The following is an 18,114-nucleotide window of genomic DNA, read 5'->3' on the forward strand; positions in this document are numbered from 1 at the left end:
GCAGCAAGCGGGCACTTCGCTACACTTCAGCACCCCGGCATTGCGACTGCGCTGCCGCCTGCTCCATGTTTGCCACCCCACCCTCCCCCCTTCCACAGACCCAAGGCTGGTGCCCTGGCGCCTGGCAGCCCATGGCCTCTGGCGATGGGCTGGTGGTGCGGGTGCGCCCACCGCTGGGCAGGCTGTCGGCCGGGCAGGCGCTGCGCTTGGCCGAGCTGGCCAGCGAGCATGGCGCCGGCCTGCTGGAGCTGACCAGCCGCGCCAATATCCAGCTGCGCGGCGTCGCCCCTGCGGGGCATGGCGCGCTGCTGGCGGCCCTGGCCACCCACGGCCTGCTCGATGGCGATGCCCGCCAGGAGCAGCTGCGCAACCTGGTCATCGACCCGCTGTGCCAGCCCGGTGACGGCGTACTCGCACTGGCCGAGGCCTTGCAGCAGGCGCTGCTGGCCGATACCGCGCTGGAAGGCCTGCCTGCCAAATTTGGCGTCTCGCTGGCCAGCGGCCGCCATGGCGGCCTCGCCGAGGTCGCGGCGGATGTGCAATTGGTTCGCGATGGCGCCCAAGGCTGGCTGCTGCAGGTGCCCGGCTACCCCATCGCCTGGCGGGCAGACAACGCCATCCTCAGCGTGCAAGCCGCCCTGGCACTGGCCCGCTGGTGTGTGGCGCAGGCGCGCGCGCGGCGTGCAGCCGGCGAACACCCCGGCCGCCTGCCCCAGCTGCTGCGCCAGGCCCAAGCCCATACAGGCGCGCTGCCACCGCTGGCGCTGCCCGCTGGCCTGCATGAAGCGCCCCCATACCTGCCCGCACCGAGCCAGCCAAAACCGGGCTGGCAGTGCGGTCTTGGCCCGTTGGTGGCCGCGCCGCTGGGCCGGGTTGCTGCCAGTGCGCTGGCGCGCCTGGCGCGCAGCGGCATCACGGGCCTGCGGCTCACACCCTGGCGCATGCTGCTGGTCGAAGGCCTTGCGCCCCAGGGCATGCCAGGGGCGGGCTTGACCGACCGCGACCACTGGATCTGCGACGCGCAAGATGCGCGGCTGCGCGTCTCGGCCTGCAGCGGCGCGCCCGGTTGCCGCCAAGCCCTGGCGCCCACGCAGGATCTAGCGCTCGCCCTGGCCCCCCATGTGCCCGAGGGCGCGCACCTGCATGTCTCGGGCTGCAGCAAAGGCTGCGCACGCCAGCTGCCCGCCACTGTCACCTTGGTGGCCCAAGCGGGCGGCGATGGGCCCGTCTATGGGCGCGGCCGCCATGCCACGGCCCAGGCCGTCCCCGATTCCCGCTGGAGCGCGCGCAGTCTGCGCGACAATCCCGGGCTGTTGTTTGAAGAAATGTAATGGTTCATACCTACGAAACCAATGGCGCCGAGATCTACCGGCAGTCCTTCGCCACGATCCGCCGCGAGGCCGATCTGCAGCGCTTCACCCCCGGTGAGGAGCGCGTGGCGGTGCGCATGATCCATGCCGCCGGCATGGTCGAGCTGGCCGCGCATGTGCAGTTTTCCGCCGGCGCAGTCGCGGCAGGCCAGCGCGCGCTGGAGGCCGGCGCGCCCGTGCTCTGCGATGTGCGCATGGTCAGCGAAGGCATTACCCGCTCGCGCCTGCCCGCCGGCAACCCGGTGATCTGCACCTTGCACGAGCCCGCTGTGGCCGAGCTGGCGCAGCAAATGAACAATACCCGCAGCGCTGCGGCGCTGGAGCTGTGGCGCCCGCACCTGGCCGGTGCCGTGGTGGCCATCGGCAATGCGCCGACCGCCCTCTTTCACTTGCTCAACATGCTGCAGGACCCGAGCTGCCCCCGCCCTGCGGCCATCATCGGCTTCCCGGTCGGCTTTATCGGCGCGGCCGAGTCCAAAGAGGCGCTGATGCAGGACCTGCCGGTGCCGGCGATGATCGTGCGCGGGCGCCTGGGCGGCTCGGCGATGACCGTGGCCGCCGTCAATGCCATGGCCAGCCATGTTGAATAAGACCAGCGTCGCCACAACGGGCATCATCTGCGTGGGCCTGGGCCCGGGCGATCCCGAACTGATGAGCATCAAGGCCGACCGCCTGGTGCGCGGCGCCCGCCATGTGGCCTTTTTCCGCAAAAAAGGCCGGCCCGGCAAGGCGCGCCAGCTGGTCGAAGGCATGCTCAGCGGCCAGGCCGCCGAGTACCCGATGGAGTACCCGGTGACCACCGAAATCCCGGTGGACAGCCCCGCCTATGTGCAGCAGCTGGCGCAGTTTTACGACGACTGGTGCCTGCGCCTGGCCGAACTGGCCCGGCAGGAACAGGTCATCGTGCTCTGCGAGGGCGATCCCTTTCTCTACGGCTCCTTCATGCACCTCTACACCCGGCTGCGTGCGCGCGGCGATGTGGACCTGCAGGTGGTGCCCGGCATCCCCGGCATGGTGGGCTGCTGGCATGCCACCGGTGAGCCCATCACCTGGGGCGACGATGTGCTGAGCGTGATGACCGGCACCTTGTCCGAAGACGAGCTGGTGCGACGCATGGACACGGCCGACGCGCTGGTGGTGATGAAGGTGGGCCGCAACCTGCCGCGCATCCGCCGCGCGCTCGCCCGCGCGGGCCGCGCCGATGCCGCCTGGCTGGTGCAAAACGGCACCACCGACCAGCAGCTGGTCGCCCGCCTCAGTGACGTGGGCGACGAAGTCTGCCCCTATTTCGCGATCGTGCTGGTGCACGGCCAGGGCCGCCGCCCGGAGGCCGCATGGTAAGCAGCGGCCAACTGACCATTGCCGGCCTGGGCCCGGGCGACCTGGACCAGATCACGCCTGCGGTACTGCAGGCCTTGCTGGCCGCCGACGATGTCGTGGGCTACTTCCCCTATGTGGCGCGGGCGCAGGCCTTGGTGGCGCAGAGCGCAGCCGCTGGCAGCCGCGAGCCGCAATGGCTCGCCTCGGACAACCGGGTGGAGCTCGACCGCGCCCGGCAGGCGCTGGAGTTGGCCGCCCAAGGCCGGCAGGTCGTGGTAGTGTCGTCTGGTGACCCGGGCGTGTTCGCAATGGCATCGGCGGTGTTTGAAGCCATCGAAAGCGCTGAGGGACCACAAGCGCAGGACTGGCTGGCACTGGACGTGCAGGTCTTGCCTGGCGTTACCGCGATGCTCGCCGCTGCCGCCCGCGCAGGCGCGCCGCTGGGCCATGATTTTTGCTGCATCAATCTGTCGGACAACCTCAAGCCCTGGCCGGTGATTGCCCGCCGGGTGGAACTGGCGGCCGAAGCCGATTTTGCGATGGCCTTCTACAACCCGCGCTCGCACAGCCGGCCCGAAGGCTTCAACCGCCTGTTGGCCTTGCTGCGCCAGCATTGCGAGCCCGAGCGTCTGCTGATTTTTGCCCGCGCCGTCTCCACGCCCGAGGAATCGCTGCAGGTCTGCAGCCTCGCCGATGCCCATCCCGAGATGGCCGACATGCGCACCGTCGTGCTGGTGGGCAACCGCCTCACCCGCCGCGTGGGGCGCTATACCTACACGCCGCGCTACTACGGCGCAGTGGATGGCAACGCGCCATGACGCAGCCAATGCAGCACATCCGCAACGCTTTCCGTGCGCGGCCGCAAGGGCAGCACCGGGCGCTGCACCATTACGACCGGCAAGCCCAGCGCACGGGCGGCATCGATCTTGCCGCGCGTGGCGGCGCCACCGGCATTCTTGGCCACCAGCCAGGCGATGCGCTGCTGCTGCAGCAAGGCCAGGTCGTCCTGCATGCCAAAAGGGCCGCGGCCCAGCACCACGGTGTGCCGGGGCAGCGGCAAGCTGCCGAGCACAGGTGCATCAACCAGGCGCAGCAGGTAGTGGTGCTGCGGGTTGGGGGCAAAGGCATCGAGCTGTTTGCGCCCCACGGCCAGAAACACCCGGCTGGGCGCCTGGGGCAGCGCGCTGGCGGCATCGGCCATGCTGGCCACTTCCGTCCAGCGGTCGCCGGGCTGCGCCTGCCAGGGCGCGCGCTCCAGCGCCAGCAAGGGCGTGCCGGTGGCGGCGCAGGCCGCGCAGGCATGGCGGCTCATCTGCGCGGCAAAGGGATGGGTGGCATCCAGCACATGGCTGATGCCCTGGGCGCGGATAAAGGCGGCCAGGCCTTCTGCCCCGCCAAAGCCGCCGCTGCGCGTGGGCAGGGGCTGGGCCAGGGGTTGCTGGGTGACGCCGGCATACGAGAAGCAGGCGCGCACACCCGCCTGGTGCAGGGCCTGGGCCAACTCGCTGGCGCCGCTGGTGCCGCCCAGCAGGAGAACATGCGTCATGGCTGATCCGTGGTTGACATTGATAGGGTTGAACGAGGATGGATTGTCAGGCCTGAGCGCTGCGGCCAAAGACGCATTGGACCAGGCCGAGCTGGTATTTGGTGGCCCCCGCCATCTGCAGCTAGCCGCCATCGATGCGCGCGGCCGCCCCTGGCCCCAGCCTTTTGATGTGGCCCCGGTGCTGGCCGAACGGGGCAAACGGGTCGCAGTGCTGGCATCTGGCGACCCCTTTTGGTATGGCGTGGGTGGCAGCCTGGCGGCGCATTTGCGCCCTGAGGAATGGCGCTGCCATGCCCAAACCTCGACATTTTCACTGGTTGCCGCCCGCCTGGGCTGGCGGCTGGAAGCCTGCGACTGCCTGGGTCTGCATGCCAGCCCGATTGCGCAGCTGCTGCCCCGCCTGGCCCCTGGCCGCCAGCTGATCACCTTGCTGCGCGATGGCGCGGCCGTCGTGCAGTTGGCCGATTGGCTCAGCCACGAAGGCTGGGGCCAAAGCCCCTTGTGGGTGATGGAAGCGGTGGGCGGCCCGCGCGAGCGCTGCCGCATGCTGCGCGCCGATGCGGCCGCCGCTGCGCTGCAGGCCGACCCGGCGCAGGCGCCGGTGACCGTGGCCTTGATCGCCCAAGGCGGCGCTGCGCTGCCAGCGGTGCCCGGCAGGCCCGACGACTGGTATGCCCACGACGGCCAGATCACCAAGGCGCCTGCGCGTGCGCTGACCCTGGCCACGCTGGCCCCCCGGCGCGGCGAGCGGCTCTGGGACATTGGCGGCGGCTCCGGCTCGGTCGCCGTCGAATGGTGCCTGGCCGGTGGCCTGGCAACCAGCATTGAGCAGCATGCCACGCGCGGGGCCAATATCCGCAGCAATGCCGAGCGCTTTGGCTTGCAGGCCCGCATGCAGGTGGTGCACGGCCTGGCGCCAGAAGCTTTGCAAGACCTGCCGGCGCCGCAAGCGGTTTTTGTCGGCGGCGGTTTTGATGCGGCGCTGTTTGCGGCATTGCGCGCCCACATGCCGCCAGGCTGCCGCCTGGTGGTGAATGCCGTGACCCTGGAAACCCAGGCGCTGTTGGTGCAGCTGCATGGCGAGCTGGGCGGCCAGCTGCTGCAGCTGGAGCTGTCCAGCGCGGCAGCACTGGGCCGCATGCGCAGCTGGAAGGCGGCGCGCCCGCTGGTGCAGTGGAGCTGGCAGGCATGACGCAAGCAGCGCCCCACCGCTGTGTGGTGCTGGGGCTGGGTTTGCGTGCGCAGGCCCAGGCCGCCGACCTGCAGGCGCTGTGGCTGCAGGCCCAGCAGCAGCAGCCTGCGCTGGCCGAATTTTGCGCAGTGGCGGTGCTGCAAGGCAAGGAGCAGCGGCCCGCGCTGCAGCAGTGGGCCGCGCAGCTGCCTTTTGCGGTGGCGATGGTGGCGGTGGCGCAAGAGGCCCTGCCCGCGCAGCCGGTGGTCACGCAGTCGCCGCGCCTCTTGGCGCGTTACGGCACCGGCAGCGTGGCCGAGGCCGTGGCCCTGTCTGCGGCCGCACCCGCGCCCCGCTTGCTGCTGGCCCGCCTGGTCGCCGGCGATGGCAGTGCCACCCTGGCAGCCGCGCTGCGCGAGCGTGGCAGCCCCCCCTATTGTTGTCTGGCAGCGGGCCTGCCCCCGGCTGATCCACAAACCCAAGGAGTTACGGCATGACCGTGCATTTCATCGGCGCCGGCCCCGGCGCTGCCGACCTGATCACCGTGCGCGGCCGCGATCGGATGGCCAGTTGCCCCGTGTGCCTGTATGCGGGCTCGCTGATCCCACGCGAGCTGCTGGCCCATTGCCCGCCGGGCGCGCGCATCGTCAACACCGCATCGATGAGCCTGGACGAGATCGTCGAAGAGATCCGCGCCGCCGATGCGCAGGGCCAGGATGTGGCACGCCTGCATTCGGGCGACCTGTCGGTCTGGTCGGCCATGGGCGAGCAGCTGCGCCGCCTGCGCGCGCTGGGCATTGCCTACAGCGTGACGCCGGGCGTGCCCTCGTTTGCGGCGGCTGCCGCCACCCTGGGCGCCGAATTGACCTTGCCAGGCCTGTGCCAGTCGGTGGTGCTGACGCGTACCTCCGGCCGCGCCACTGCGATGCCCGAGGGCGAGCAGTTGGCCGCCTTTGCCGCCACGGGCGCGGTGCTGGCGATCCATTTGTCCATCCATGTGGCCGAGAAAGTGCAAAGCGAGCTGCTGCCGCACTATGGCGCCGACTGCCCGGCTGCCATCGTCTGGCGCGCCAGCTGGCCCGATGAAACCGTTGTGCGTACCACCGTGGGCCAACTGGCCCAGGCGGTGGCCACCAGCATGGAGCGCACCGCCATCATCCTGGTGGGCCGCAGCATCAGCGCCGAGGACTTTGGCGAAAGCCGCCTCTACGCCACCGACTACGACCGCCGCTACCGGCCCCAGGGCACGGAGCCGCGCTTTCCGGCGCCCGCCGCTGCGGTGGATACCGCCACCGACCGGCCGCTCACCTCAAACCCAATCAGCGCTGAAGGCCAAGCATGAGCAGCAGCTTGCCGCCGGTCGCGCTAAGCCTGATCGGCATTGGCACCGGCAACCCCGACCACCTGACGCGCCAGGCCATCGCCGCGATGAATGCTGCCGACCTGCTGCTGCTGCCCCACAAGGGCGAGGACAAGGCCGAGCTGGCGGCCCTGCGCCAGTCGCTCTGCGATGCCGTGCTGCAGCAGCCCGCGCCGCAGACCGCTGGCTTTGACATGCCCGAGCGCCGCAGCCAGGGCGATGACTACCTGAACCAGGTCGACGAATGGCATGCGGCCATCACCCTGCGCTGGCAGGCCGCGATTGCGCAGGCGCTGGAGAGCGGCTTGAAGCCGCGTGCGGGTAACGGCGTGCTGCAGGTGGCCCTGCTGGTCTGGGGCGATCCATCGCTCTACGACAGCACCTTGCGCATTGCCGCGCGCATGCAGCCGGCACCGCTGCAAGTCACGGTCATCGCAGGCATCACCTCGATGCAGGCGCTCACCGCCGCGCACGCGATCGCCGTTAATGACATTGGCCAGCCCTTTACCGTCACCACCGGCCGCCAGCTGCGCGAGCAAGGCTGGCCGGCCGGCGTGGACACGCTGGTGGTGATGCTGGACGGCCAGTGCAGCTTTCGCAGCCTGCCGGCGGCGCAGGCCAGCGATGTCTACATTTGGTGGGGCGCCTACCTGGGCATGGCCCAGCAGTGCCTGGCGCATGGCCCGCTGGCCGAGGCGGCCGAGCGCATTGTGGCCGCCCGCGCCGCAGCACGCGCCCAGCATGGCTGGATCATGGATATCTACTTGCTGCGCCGCATACCCATCAATCGAGCGCCGGCTGAGGCAACACCGGCAGCACCACGCTGAACACGGCCCCCGGCCCAGGCTCGGCCGCAGCGGCATCCAGATGGCCGCCATGGGCCTGCACAATGCGCTGGGCCAGCGCCAGGCCCAGGCCAATGCCGGAGATGCTGGATTCCGTATGGCCCCGGCTGAAGGGCGCAAACAGCTGCTCGGGCGCCAGGTGCGCGGGCAGTCCCGGCCCGCTGTCCTGCACGCGCAAGAGCAGCTGGTCGCGCTCGACCTGCGCCGTCACCCGCACGGCGGTGCCCACGGGGGTGTATTTGCTGGCGTTGTCCAGCAGGTTGACGAGCACCCGCTCCATCATCGCCGCATCGATCCACAGCAGCGGTAAGTCGGCCGGCAGCTGCAGCTGCACCGGGTGATCGGCCAGGCGGCCGCCGAGCTGGCGCAAGGCACTGCCCACCAGCTCATCGACAGGGATCCAGGCGCGCTGCAGGTGCACACCGTCCTGCTGCAGCCGGGCCATGGCCAGCAGGTTGTCCACCAGCTGCTGCAAGGCCTGGGCCTGGTTGCGAATCTGCAGCAGCATGTCTTGCGCCGGGCCCGGCGGCGCATGCGGCAGGCCGGCCTGGGCGGCACCCAGGATGCTGGTGAGCGGCGTGCGCAAATCATGCGATACCGACGACAGCAAGGTGTTGCGCATGCGCTCGCCCTCCATCGCCACCTGGGTCTGCTGGGCCACCTCGACAAAATGCACGCGCTCTAGCGCCAGCGCAATCTGGCTGGCGCAGGCATCCAGCAGGCGCCGCTCCTCGGGCACGCGCAAGCGCTCGGGTGTGCGCAGCTGCAGCACCAGCACGCCGCGCGCCCGCACCGGCGCCATCAGCGGCACATACAGCGCGTCCGACGCGGCCAGGGTGTCCGTGCCCCGGCCGGCCATCTGGCTGTGCTCCATGCTCCAGCGGCCCACGCTGGCGTCAATCGCCGCCTCGCTACCGGGCGCCACATGCAGCTGCTCTTGCGCATCGGGCAGCAGCAGGCCGGTGCGCGCATCGAACACGCCCGAGACCGTCGTCAGCGCCGTCTGCACCACCTGCGCCTGCGTGAGCGCCCCCGACAGATCACGGGCCAGGCGCGCCAGCGCGCCCGCGCGCCGCTCGCGCTCGGCCGCCACCCGCGCCTCATGGCGCAGCCTGGCCATCAGCTGGCCACAGACCAGGGCCACGCCCAGCATCAGGCAAAAGGTGAAGATGTACTGCGTGTCATTGACGCCAAAGGAGTTGCGCGGCGGCACAAAGCAAAAATCAAACAGCAGCACCGACAAGAGCGCCGCCCAGGCGCCCGGCCCCCGGCCCCAGCGCAAGGCCGACAGCACGACCACCAGCAAAAACAGCATCACTACATTGGCCGGGTCAAACACCTGCAGCAAAGCTTGCGCCAGCAGCGCCGCCGCGCCGCAGGCCAGGCTCGCGCCCAGGTAGCCGCGCCAGGGCCAGGGCGCCTCGCGCGCCGGCGCGGGTTCTGGCCGGTTGCGCGGCCGGGGCACGGACAGCAGCAGCACGTCCAGGCCCGGGTCCAGCCGCGCAATCTGCTCGGGCAGGCCCGACGGCGCCCAGGGCCACCAGCGCATCGCCGTTGGCGGCACGCGGGCGAGCACCAGGTGGCTGGCATTGCGCTCGCGCGCAAAATCGACCAGCGCCGCGGCGACCTGGGCGCCGGGTATCGTTGCGGTATCGGCCCCCAGGCGTGCGGCCAGCGCCAAGGTTTTGAGCACGGCCTGCTGCGACTGCGCCGAGCGGTGCTGGCGCGCCGGCGCATCCACATAGACCACCATCCAGTCGGCCTCCAGCCGCCGGGCCAGGCGCGCTACCTGGCGCACGAGCGCGTCGTCCCCCGCCTGACCGCCTACTGCAACCAGCAGGCGCTCGCGCGTGGGCCAGACATCACCGATGGAGCGCTCGCGCCGGTAGTCGCGCATGTCCTCATCGACCCGGTCGGCCGTACGGCGCAGCGCCAGCTCGCGCAGGGCCAGCAAATTGCCCAGGCGGAAGAAATGGTGCGAGGCCCGCTCGGCCTGCTCCAGCGGGTAGATCTTGCCGGCCTTGAGGCGCTTGAGCAGTTCCTCGGGCGGCAGGTCAACGACGATGACCTCGCTGGCATCGTCAAAGATGTGGTCGGGCACGGTCTCATGCACCTGGATGCCGACAATGCCGCCCACCACATCGTTGAGGCTCTCCAGGTGCTGCACATTGAGCGTGGTCCAAACATCGATGCCGGCATCGAGCAGCTCCTGCACATCCTGCCAGCGCTTGGGGTGGCGCGAGCCGGGCGCATTGCTGTGGGCCAGCTCGTCGAGCAGCAGCACCTGCGGGTGGCGCGCCAGCGCGGCATCCAGGTCAAAGGCCTCGCGCTGGCGGCCCTGGTGGGGCAACAGGCGGCGCGGCAGCAGCTCCAGGCCATGGAGCTGCTGCACGGTCTCGGCCCGGCCATGGGTCTCCACCAGGCCCACCAGCACCTGGCGGCCGGCCTGGCGCTCGCGCTGCGCCGCTGCCAGCATCGCATAGGTCTTGCCCACCCCGGCATTGGAGCCAAAGTAGATGCGCAGCTTGCCCCGGGCCGCTTGCTGCTGGTCGGCCTTGAGCTGGGCGACCAGCGCGTCCGGGTCGGGCCTGGCTGCAGGTACGCTGGGGGTGTTGCTGGGGTTGGGCATGGTGGCGCTATTGTGGGCCAAGCCCTTAGACCAAGCCAGTGGCGGTCAGCAGCATGTCGATCAGCTTGATGCCGGCAAACGGCACCAGCAAACCGCCCAGACCGTAGACCAGCAGATTGCGGCGCAGCAACGCAGCCGCGCCCACCGCCCGGTAGCGCACGCCACGCAAGGCCAGCGGCACCAGCGCGATGATGATCAGCGCGTTGAAGATGACAGCGCTCAGAATCGCTGAATCGGCGCTGTGCAAGCCCATGATGTTGAGCGAGGCCAGCTGCGGGTAGGTGGCGACAAAGGCAGCCGGGATGATCGCAAAGTACTTGGCCACATCGTTGGCAATGCTGAAGGTGGTGAGCGCGCCGCGCGTCATCAGCATCTGCTTGCCGGTCTCCACCACCTCGATGAGCTTGGTGGGGTTGCTGTCCAGGTCGACCATGTTGGCAGCTTCCTTGGCCGCTTGCGTGCCACTGTTCATCGCGACCGCCACATCGGCCTGGGCCAGCGCGGGCGCATCGTTGGTGCCGTCTCCCGTCATGGCCACCAGGCGGCCAGCGGCCTGGTGGCTGCGGATCAGCTGCAGTTTGTCCTCGGGCCGGGCCTCGGCCAGGTAGTCGTCCACCCCCGCCTCGGCGGCAATGGCAGCAGCGGTCAGCGGGTTGTCGCCGGTCACCATCACGGTCTGGATGCCCATGCGGCGCAGCTGTGCAAAACGCTCGCGCATGCCGGGTTTGACAACGTCCTTGAGCTCGATCACGCCGAGCACCCGCGCGCCATCGGCGACGACCAGCGGCGTGCTGCCCTTGCGCGAGACGCTCTCCACCGCCAGCTGCACCGCCTGCGGAAACTGCCCGCCCAGCGCCTCGACATGGCGGCGCAGCGCATCGGCCGCGCCCTTGCGCAGGCTGCGCTGGCCTTGGGCTGTGGCGATGTCCAGGCCGCTCATGCGGGTCTGGGCGGTAAACGGCACCGGCTGGGCCTGGGCGGGATCGAGAGCCGCGGGGCTCAGCCCATGGCGCTCCTGGGCCAGCGCTACCACACTGCGGCCTTCCGGGGTGTCGTCGGCCAGTGACGAGAGCTGGGCGGCCTCGGCTAGCTGCGTGGCGCTCACGCCAGGCGCTGGTAAAAATTCGCTAGCCTGGCGGTTGCCCAAGGTGATGGTGCCAGTCTTGTCCAGCAGCAGCACATCCACGTCACCGGCGGCCTCCACCGCGCGGCCCGAGGTGGCAATCACATTGGCCTGCATCATGCGCCCCATGCCGGCCACGCCAATCGCAGACAGCAGGCCGCCGATGGTGGTGGGGATGAGGCAGACCAGCAGCGCCACCAGCACGGCCACGCTGACGGCGCTGCCACTGCCCGATTGCGCCACGGCAAAGACCGAGAACGGCCAGAGCGTGACGATGACCATCAGGAACACCAAGGTGAGCCCCACCAGCAGGATGCCCAGTGCCAGCTCGTTGGGCGTCTTCTGGCGCTTGGCCGATTCGACCATCGAGATCATGCGGTCCAGGAACGACTCGCCCGGGTTCACCGTGACCTCGACCACCAGCCAGTCGGACAGCACACGCGTGCCACCGGTCACCGACGAGAAATCGCCGCCGGCCTCGCGCACCACCGGGGCCGATTCGCCGGTGATGGCGCTCTCGTCGACCGAGGCCACGCCTTCGACCACGGTGCCATCGAGCGCAATCACATCGCCCGCTTCCACCAGCAAGAACGTGCCCTTGGTCAGGCTGCTGGCGGGCTGGGCCGTCCAGGCGGCACCATGCTGCGCTTGCTGCAGCACCTTGGCGACGGTGTCGCGCTTCATGCCGCGCAGGCTGGCCGCTTGCGCGCGGCTGCGCCCTTCGGCCAGCGCCTCGGCAAAGTTGGCAAACAGCACGGTGAACCAGAGCCAACCGGCAATGGCCAACGTAAACCCGCTGTTGCCCTGTGCCGTCAGCAGATTCTGCAGCCACAGCAGACTGGTGAGCCAGGCGCCCAGGTAGACCACAAACATCACCGGATTGGTCCATTGCAGGCGGGGCGAGAGCTTGCGCAGCGCATCCCAGGCGGCGGCCTGCAGCAGCGCCAGATCACCCAGTCCGGCCGAGGCCGTCAGTTTTTTCGTGTTCATGGTTGGCTCCGGGTAGGCAGCGCATCGAGCGCCATATTGAGCGCCAGCACGTTCACGCGCGGCTCACCGAGCAAGTAGCCGGTGCGCTGCTGCGTGGCCTGGTCCAGCAACTGCTGCACCTGGGCGGGGGGCAACTGCCGCTCGCGCGCCACACGGGCCAGTTGCAAGTTGGCATTGGCCACCGAGATATGCGGATCCAGGCCCGATGCCGAGGCGGTTACCGCATCGACCGGCACGGCGGCATCGGCAGCCAGGCCATTGGTCGTGCGGTACTGCGCCACACGTTCGGCCACGCTATCGGCCAGCCCCTGGCTGCTGGCGCCCTGGTTGCTGGCGCCAGACAGGCCCGCGTTATAGGCCGCAGCGATGCTGGCACCCTCCTGATTGGGGTCAGGCGCCGTCGTGGCGCTGGGCCGGCCATGGAAGTAGCGGGCGCTGTCAAAGTACTGGCCGATCAGGGCCGAGCCCACGATCTGCCCATCGCGCAGCACCAGCGAGCCATTGGCGGCATGGGGCAGCAGCGCCTGGGCGACGCCGGTCGTGGCCAGCGGGTAGGCCACGCCGCACAGCAGCAGCACCAGCACGGCGGCGCGGGCACTGCTGCCCAAAGTGCGGCCCCAGCCTGCGTCGGCGGGGGCGGCGGCCTGCTGCGCGCTGGGCGTAGGCAGGCGTTTATCGGAATCAAGGCTTGTCATGTTTTTCTCCTCCGGGCACGGCCTGGCCGTGCCCCGGTTCGCGTCAAATCAGTTGGGATGTCAGGTCAAAGAGAGGGGGCTCAGGGGTAGAGCTGCCCAGCCAGCATCTGCAGGTGTTCGACCACTGGCCCCAGCGCCAGCGCTGGCAAAAAGGTGAGCCCGCCGACCACCAGCACCACAAACACCAGCAATCCGGTGAACAGCGGCGTGGCGGTGGGGAAGGTGCCGGCTCCGGCGGGCACACTGGCCTTGCTGGCCATGCTGCCGGCGACAGCCAGCAGCGGCAGCAGGGTCAGGTAGCGCCCCATCAGCATTGCCAGGCCCAAGGTGGTGTTGAAGAAGGGCGTGTTGGCATTGAGGCCGGCAAAGGCCGAGCCGTTGTTGGCGGTGGCCGAGGCATAGGCGTAGAGAATTTCCGAAAAGCCATGCGGGCCCCGGTTGTTCAGGCTGTCGGCCGCGCCCGGCCAGAGCATGGCCAGCGCCGTCCAGCCCAAAAGGCAGGCCGGGTGCGCCAGCACTGACAGCATCACCAGCTTCATCTCGCGCACCTCGATCTTCTTGCCCAGGAACTCTGGCGTGCGCCCGATCATCATGCCGGCCAGGAACACCGTCAGGATGGCGTACTGCAGCAGGTTGATGAGGCCAACGCCATCGCCGCCAAACACGCAGTTGAGCATCATCAGCGCCAGCGGTGTGATGCTGCCCAGCGGCGTGAGCGAGTCATGCATGGCATTGACCGAGCCGGTGGTGGCCGCCGTGGTGGTGGTGACAAACAAGGCGGTATCGGTAATGCCAAAGCGCAGCTCCTTGCCCTCCATATTGCCGCCCGCTTGCGTGGTGCTCCACTGCTGGTCGGCACCGGCGCGGGCCAGCAGGGCGCTGCCGTTTTGCTCGCCTGTCCAGACCAGCGCCAGAAAGCCCAGGAAGATGATCAGGCTGGCGCCGAAGAACACCCAGCCCTGGCGGCGCTTGAGCAGCATCGAGCCCAGCGCATAGGTCATGCCCGCCGGGATCAGCAGCATCGCCAGGATGTGCAGCATATTGGTGAGCGGCGTGGGGTTCTCAAAAGGATGGGCTGCATTCATGCTGAAAAATCCGCCCCCGTTCGTCCCCAGGTGCTTGATGCTCTCCAGACTCGCGACCGGCCCCATCAGCAGCTGCTGCGTGCGGCCGCCATCGATGGTGTGGGCCAGCACCTCGGTGCCCAGGGTCTGCGGCACGCCCTGCCAGACATAGACCAGCGCCAGTAGCAGTGACAGCGGCAGCAGCACGCGCCAGAGCATGCGCACAAAATCCACCCAGTAGTTGCCAATGTCCTGGCTGCCCGCGCGGGCCAGCCCGCGCACAAAGCCGGCAGCAGCGGCCAGGCCGGCGGCGGAGCCCGCAAACATCAGGCCGGTGATCACCACCATCTGCGTGGCATTGCTCAGGCTGCTCTCGCCGGCATAGGCCTGCCAGTTGGTGTTGGTGATGAAGGAGGCTGCCGTGTTGAACGCCAGATCCGGCGTCTGCGCAGCGTTCTGCAGCGGATTGAGCGGCAGGCTGCCCTGCAGCCGCAACAGCAGGTAGCCCAGCAGCATCAGCAGGCCATTGCTCATCACCAGCACCGCGCCATAGCGCTGCCAGCCCATGCGCTCTTGCGGATCCACACCGATGGCGGCGTAGGTCCAGCGCTCCAGCCGGCTGTCGTGCGCGCTGGTAAAGCAGCGTGCCAGCCACCATCCCATGGGGATGGTGAGCAGCACCAGCACCGCCACAAAGGCGGCATATTCGATCCAGACTAAACCCATGTCAGCCCCCGCTCAGATGCGCACCAAGGCGCGAACAAAGCCCAGCAGGCCGACAAAGCAGGCCAGCGTGAGCCCGACAAATACGAGGTCTTGCAGCATGTACATGGCCCTCTCCCCTTTTTTCAGAACTTTTCGGGCCGCAACAGCGCGTACCCCAGATAGACAAACAGCGCAGCACTGACCAGCGCGGCCAGCACCTCCACTCCATGGAACAACATCGCTCTCTCCTCTTGCGCCGCCGGGCCGCCCAATGCGGAGCGGCGGCGCGGTGGTGTTGCGCAGGCAAAACGCCTGCCGTAGAGCCAATGTAGGTTTGCGCGCATCAAGCAGGCGCTGAGAATGCGCGGGGGGATATCAAGATGGCATCAAGATGGTGTTGCGCAAAGGCAATGGCGACCCGACAGGGCCATGTATAGTGGTGCCGCGCTCACATCCGCCCCCTACCTATGCAGCCTTCCATGCCCCATCGCAGCAACTCTTTTGACATTCTTCGAATCTGCGCGGCGCTGGCGGTGATCTTTTGCCACCACTACTACATCAGCGGCCGTGAGGGCCCTGCCTGGATGAATGTGGGCATGATCGGCGGCGTGGCCGTGATGACGTTCTTCACAATCAGCGGCTACCTGGTCACCACCAGCTGGCTGCGTGAGCCGCATGTCGTCAAGTTCTGCGCCAAGCGCCTGCTGCGCCTGTGGCCGGGCATGATGGCTGCCGTCGTGCTGAATATCTATGTCTTTGGCGTGGCATTTACCGATCTGCCCGCACGCAGCTTCTTGACCCATGGGCAGACCTTGGAGTACTTCAAGAACCTGCTGCTCTACCGCGCCTACGTCAACCTGCCCGAGGTGTTTTCCAGCAATCCGCTGAGCAACTTGATGAACGGGCCGCTGTGGACCATTCCGATCGAGACCATGTGCTATGCCGCTTTGGCGGTTGCAGGGTTGGTAGGCGTTTTCCGCTACCGCTGGCTGGCCAGCCTGGTGCTGGTGGCCTACATCCTGCTGTTCATTGCGCGCTACAACGCCGACTTCACTGGCACGATGATGCATTGGTGGGAGTACCCGGCCTACTTTGCCTGCGGCGCGCTGATCGCGCTGCACCGGGATCGCTTTTTGGCCCATGGCGCTGCCATCACGTTCGGGCTGATTCCGGTGGCCCTGTTTTTCTGGCTGACGGGCTTACAGCATACGTCGGGCCTGGTGGTGCTGCCGGCTTTGCTGATCTTTCTGGGCAGCTGCAGTTCCAGCTTTTCAGGTGGAGTCAGCCGCCTGGGTGATCCCTCCTACGGGGTCTACCTCTCAGGCTGCCCGATCGCGCAGGCGGTGTTTGCCGTCTCGCCGGGCATGGACTTCTATGCCAGCATGGGGCTGTCGATGCTGCTGTCCATGCTGCTGGGCTATGCGCTGTGGCATTTGATCGAGTCGCCCGCGTTGCGCCTGAAGCGCTATCTGTAGCCCGCCCCCCCAAGCCCGGGTAAAACGCTTTCCGTTAAAATGCCCGCAGTCCCAGCCAGCACCTGCTGGCTTTGTTTTTTGGCAGCCCAGTCCCGGGTCTGCGCCCTTTGCTCTTCCGTACTGTGTCCTACGCTCCCGAAACCCAACGCCGCCGCACCTTTGCGATCATCTCCCACCCGGACGCGGGTAAGACCACCCTGACCGAAAAGCTGCTGCTGTTCTCCGGTGCGATCCAGATCGCAGGAGCGGTGAAGGGCCGCAAGGCCTCGCGCCACGCCACCTCGGACTGGATGGAGATTGAAAAGCAGCGTGGTATTTCGGTGGCCTCGTCGGTAATGCAGATGAGCTACCGCGACCATGTCATCAACCTGCTCGACACCCCCGGCCACAAGGACTTCTCGGAAGACACCTACCGGGTGCTCACCGCCGTGGACTCGGCGCTGATGGTGATCGATGCGGCCAACGGTGTGGAATCGCAGACCCGCCGCCTGATCGAGGTCTGCCGCCAGCGCGATACGCCCATCATCACCTTCGTCAACAAGATGGACCGCGAAGTGCGCGATCCGCTGGACATCATGGACGAGGTCGAGCGCGAGCTGGGCATGCCCTGCTGCCCCATCACCTGGCCCGTCGGCCAAGGCAAGAGCTTTGGCGGCATCATCAACCTGCTGACCCAAAGCATGACCGTGTTCGCGCCAGGCAGCGACCGCGGCCCCAAGGACTTTGAAGTCATCCCGCTGAGCGAGGCCGACAAGCTGCGCAGCCGCTTTGGCCAGGCCTTTGACGATGCGCTCGACTCGATGGAACTCGCCCAGGGCGCCTCTGCCGAATGGAACCATGCGGATTTCCTGGCCGGCAAGCTGACCCCCGTGTTCTTCGGCTCCGGTGTGAACAACTTCGGTGTGATGGAAGTCCTGGACGCGGTGGTGGACATGTCGCCACCGCCCGGCCCGCGCATCGCCTACACCGAGGTCAACCGCAATCGCGAAGAAAAAACCATCCATCCGGAAGACAGCAGCTTCTCGGGCGTGGTGTTCAAGGTGCAGGCCAATATGGACAGCAACCACCGCGACCGCATCGCCTTTGTGCGCGTGGCCTCGGGCAAGTACACCCCCGGCATGAAGATGAAGGTGCAGCGCACCGCCAAGGAACTGCGCCCCACCAGCGTGGTGACCTTCATGAGCCAGCGCCGCGAAGCCGTGGACGAGGCCTATGCCGGCGACATCATCGGCTTTACCACGCACGGCGGCGTGCAGCTGGGCGACACCATCACCGATGGGCCCAACCTGCAGTTCACCGGCCTGCCATTCTTCGCGCCAGAAATGTTCATGACCGTGGTGCTGAAGAACCCGCTGCGCACCAAGCAGCTGCAGCAAGGCCTGATGCAGCTGGGCGAAGAAGGCGCCATCCAGGTCTTCAAGCCCGATGCCGGCGGCAATATGCTGCTGGGCGCCGTGGGCCAGCTGCAGTTTGAAGTGGTGCAGCACCGCCTGAAGACCGAGTACGACTGCGAAGTCCGCCTGGAAGGCTGCCAGTACACCGGCGCCCGCTGGATCACCGCCGACACCCCCGCCGAGCTGCGGGAGTTTGAACACGCCTACCCGCTGCGCCTGGCGCATGATGCCGCCAATACCCTGGCGTATCTGTGCACCAGCCCGTATGACGTGCGCCTGGCACAAGAGCGTTTTCCGAAGATCCACTTCCATCCGCTGCGCGAGCATGCGGGGTTGGAATTGCAGACCTCCTGATCGCGCCGGTACCAGATACCGATGGCCTACCGCCACGCCAGCCCCCAACTGCCTTTGCAAGCCTATGTCACCC

The 18,114-nt window shown here is 68.1% G+C and carries 16 protein-coding genes; 10 read left to right on the forward strand and 6 right to left on the reverse strand.

Going from position 1 to position 18,114, the window contains the following annotated elements:
- Nucleotides 1-65: 65 nt before the first annotated feature.
- The 4 genes from cobG to cobJ are packed head-to-tail and all read left to right on the forward strand — an operon-like array spanning nucleotide 66 to nucleotide 3,508.
- The gene (cobG, locus tag ACPEE1_RS19985) at nucleotides 66-1,331 is read left to right on the forward strand and encodes a precorrin-3B synthase (protein ID WP_423934608.1); all 1,266 of its coding nucleotides are present in this window, start codon (nucleotides 66-68) and stop codon (nucleotides 1,329-1,331) included.
- Nucleotides 1,331-1,960 (forward strand): precorrin-8X methylmutase, encoded by a 630-nt coding sequence (locus tag ACPEE1_RS19990; RefSeq protein ID WP_116927860.1) that lies wholly within the window; start codon nucleotides 1,331-1,333, stop codon nucleotides 1,958-1,960. The genes cobG and ACPEE1_RS19990 overlap by 1 nt, the downstream gene beginning before the upstream one ends.
- Nucleotides 1,950-2,711, forward strand: coding sequence for a precorrin-2 C(20)-methyltransferase (cobI, locus tag ACPEE1_RS19995; RefSeq protein WP_260718836.1), 762 nt, complete (start codon nucleotides 1,950-1,952; stop codon nucleotides 2,709-2,711). Before ACPEE1_RS19990 ends, cobI begins: the two co-directional genes overlap by 11 nt.
- Nucleotides 2,705-3,508, forward strand: a complete 804-nt coding sequence (gene cobJ / locus ACPEE1_RS20000) for a precorrin-3B C(17)-methyltransferase (RefSeq protein ID WP_423934612.1) — start codon at nucleotides 2,705-2,707, stop codon at nucleotides 3,506-3,508. The genes cobI and cobJ overlap by 7 nt, the downstream gene beginning before the upstream one ends.
- Here the strand turns inward: cobJ and ACPEE1_RS20005 are convergent.
- Nucleotides 3,478-4,236 carry a cobalt-precorrin-6A reductase gene (locus ACPEE1_RS20005; RefSeq protein WP_423934615.1) on the reverse strand — a complete coding sequence of 253 codons (759 nt, stop codon included), beginning with the start codon at nucleotides 4,234-4,236 and terminating at the stop codon, nucleotides 3,478-3,480. The genes cobJ and ACPEE1_RS20005 overlap by 31 nt on opposite strands.
- Here ACPEE1_RS20005 and cbiE point away from each other — a divergent pair.
- Genes cbiE through cobF form a run of 4 tightly spaced genes read left to right on the forward strand, consistent with a single transcriptional unit; the run spans nucleotide 4,235 to nucleotide 7,594 of the window.
- Nucleotides 4,235-5,428 (forward strand): precorrin-6y C5,15-methyltransferase (decarboxylating) subunit CbiE, encoded by a 1,194-nt coding sequence (gene cbiE, locus ACPEE1_RS20010; RefSeq protein ID WP_423934618.1) that lies wholly within the window; start codon nucleotides 4,235-4,237, stop codon nucleotides 5,426-5,428. The two genes, ACPEE1_RS20005 and cbiE, sit on opposite strands and share 2 nt — an antisense overlap.
- The gene (locus ACPEE1_RS20015; RefSeq protein ID WP_116927856.1) at nucleotides 5,425-5,904 is read left to right on the forward strand and encodes a cobalamin biosynthesis protein; all 480 of its coding nucleotides are present in this window, start codon (nucleotides 5,425-5,427) and stop codon (nucleotides 5,902-5,904) included. Before cbiE ends, ACPEE1_RS20015 begins: the two co-directional genes overlap by 4 nt.
- Nucleotides 5,901-6,749, forward strand: coding sequence for a precorrin-4 C(11)-methyltransferase (gene cobM, locus ACPEE1_RS20020; RefSeq protein WP_182344945.1), 849 nt, complete (start codon nucleotides 5,901-5,903; stop codon nucleotides 6,747-6,749). The genes ACPEE1_RS20015 and cobM overlap by 4 nt, the downstream gene beginning before the upstream one ends.
- Complete coding sequence (cobF, locus tag ACPEE1_RS20025) at nucleotides 6,746-7,594, forward strand: precorrin-6A synthase (deacetylating) (protein WP_423934621.1); 849 nt, start codon at nucleotides 6,746-6,748, stop codon at nucleotides 7,592-7,594. Before cobM ends, cobF begins: the two co-directional genes overlap by 4 nt.
- Here the strand turns inward: cobF and ACPEE1_RS20030 are convergent.
- The 5 genes from ACPEE1_RS20030 to kdpF all read right to left on the reverse strand — a co-directional run bounded on the left by ACPEE1_RS20030 (nucleotide 7,551) and on the right by kdpF (nucleotide 15,057).
- Complete coding sequence (locus ACPEE1_RS20030) at nucleotides 7,551-10,241, reverse strand: DUF4118 domain-containing protein (protein ID WP_423934624.1); 2,691 nt, start codon at nucleotides 10,239-10,241, stop codon at nucleotides 7,551-7,553. The genes cobF and ACPEE1_RS20030 overlap by 44 nt on opposite strands.
- A gap of 25 nt (nucleotides 10,242-10,266) precedes the next feature.
- Nucleotides 10,267-12,354, reverse strand: coding sequence for a potassium-transporting ATPase subunit KdpB (kdpB, locus tag ACPEE1_RS20035; protein ID WP_260718829.1), 2,088 nt, complete (start codon nucleotides 12,352-12,354; stop codon nucleotides 10,267-10,269).
- Nucleotides 12,351-13,049 (reverse strand): potassium-transporting ATPase subunit KdpC, encoded by a 699-nt coding sequence (gene kdpC / locus ACPEE1_RS20040; RefSeq protein WP_423934627.1) that lies wholly within the window; start codon nucleotides 13,047-13,049, stop codon nucleotides 12,351-12,353. Before kdpC ends, kdpB begins: the two co-directional genes overlap by 4 nt.
- A gap of 80 nt (nucleotides 13,050-13,129) precedes the next feature.
- Nucleotides 13,130-14,839, reverse strand: coding sequence for a potassium-transporting ATPase subunit KdpA (gene kdpA / locus ACPEE1_RS20045; RefSeq protein WP_423934630.1), 1,710 nt, complete (start codon nucleotides 14,837-14,839; stop codon nucleotides 13,130-13,132).
- 122 nt (nucleotides 14,840-14,961) lie between these two features.
- The gene (kdpF, locus tag ACPEE1_RS20050; RefSeq protein WP_116926573.1) at nucleotides 14,962-15,057 is read right to left on the reverse strand and encodes a K(+)-transporting ATPase subunit F; all 96 of its coding nucleotides are present in this window, start codon (nucleotides 15,055-15,057) and stop codon (nucleotides 14,962-14,964) included.
- 240 nt (nucleotides 15,058-15,297) lie between these two features.
- Between kdpF and ACPEE1_RS20055 the strand changes: the two genes are divergently transcribed.
- Together ACPEE1_RS20055 and ACPEE1_RS20060 are read left to right on the forward strand one after the other, a co-directional pair.
- Nucleotides 15,298-16,293 (forward strand): acyltransferase family protein, encoded by a 996-nt coding sequence (locus ACPEE1_RS20055; RefSeq protein WP_243419368.1) that lies wholly within the window; start codon nucleotides 15,298-15,300, stop codon nucleotides 16,291-16,293.
- Nucleotides 16,294-16,415: 122 nt separating this feature from the next.
- Nucleotides 16,416-18,041, forward strand: coding sequence for a peptide chain release factor 3 (locus tag ACPEE1_RS20060; RefSeq protein WP_116926707.1), 1,626 nt, complete (start codon nucleotides 16,416-16,418; stop codon nucleotides 18,039-18,041).
- The last annotated feature ends 73 nt before the right edge of the window (nucleotides 18,042-18,114 follow it).

Origin of the sequence: Comamonas sp. 23, from assembly GCF_049601575.1 — a bacterium.
Classification (GTDB): domain Bacteria; phylum Pseudomonadota; class Gammaproteobacteria; order Burkholderiales; family Burkholderiaceae_C; genus Comamonas; species Comamonas squillarum.

Excerpts from the sequence above, each read along its gene's own strand:
- cobG (WP_423934608.1), top strand. The coding sequence starts at position 66 with ATGTTTGCCACCCCACCCTCCCCCCTTCCACAGACCCAAGGCTGGTGC.
- ACPEE1_RS19990 (WP_116927860.1), top strand. The coding sequence starts at position 1,331 with ATGGTTCATACCTACGAAACCAATGGCGCCGAGATCTACCGGCAGTCC.
- cobI (WP_260718836.1), top strand. The coding sequence starts at position 1,950 with ATGTTGAATAAGACCAGCGTCGCCACAACGGGCATCATCTGCGTGGGC.
- cobJ (WP_423934612.1), top strand. The coding sequence starts at position 2,705 with ATGGTAAGCAGCGGCCAACTGACCATTGCCGGCCTGGGCCCGGGCGAC.
- cbiE (WP_423934618.1), top strand. The coding sequence starts at position 4,235 with ATGGCTGATCCGTGGTTGACATTGATAGGGTTGAACGAGGATGGATTG.
- ACPEE1_RS20005 (WP_423934615.1), bottom strand. The coding sequence starts at position 4,236 with ATGACGCATGTTCTCCTGCTGGGCGGCACCAGCGGCGCCAGCGAGTTG.
- ACPEE1_RS20015 (WP_116927856.1), top strand. The coding sequence starts at position 5,425 with ATGACGCAAGCAGCGCCCCACCGCTGTGTGGTGCTGGGGCTGGGTTTG.
- cobM (WP_182344945.1), top strand. The coding sequence starts at position 5,901 with ATGACCGTGCATTTCATCGGCGCCGGCCCCGGCGCTGCCGACCTGATC.
- cobF (WP_423934621.1), top strand. The coding sequence starts at position 6,746 with ATGAGCAGCAGCTTGCCGCCGGTCGCGCTAAGCCTGATCGGCATTGGC.
- ACPEE1_RS20030 (WP_423934624.1), bottom strand. The coding sequence starts at position 10,241 with ATGCCCAACCCCAGCAACACCCCCAGCGTACCTGCAGCCAGGCCCGAC.
- kdpB (WP_260718829.1), bottom strand. The coding sequence starts at position 12,354 with ATGAACACGAAAAAACTGACGGCCTCGGCCGGACTGGGTGATCTGGCG.
- kdpC (WP_423934627.1), bottom strand. The coding sequence starts at position 13,049 with ATGACAAGCCTTGATTCCGATAAACGCCTGCCTACGCCCAGCGCGCAG.
- kdpA (WP_423934630.1), bottom strand. The coding sequence starts at position 14,839 with ATGGGTTTAGTCTGGATCGAATATGCCGCCTTTGTGGCGGTGCTGGTG.
- kdpF (WP_116926573.1), bottom strand. The coding sequence starts at position 15,057 with ATGTTGTTCCATGGAGTGGAGGTGCTGGCCGCGCTGGTCAGTGCTGCG.
- ACPEE1_RS20055 (WP_243419368.1), top strand. The coding sequence starts at position 15,298 with ATGCCCCATCGCAGCAACTCTTTTGACATTCTTCGAATCTGCGCGGCG.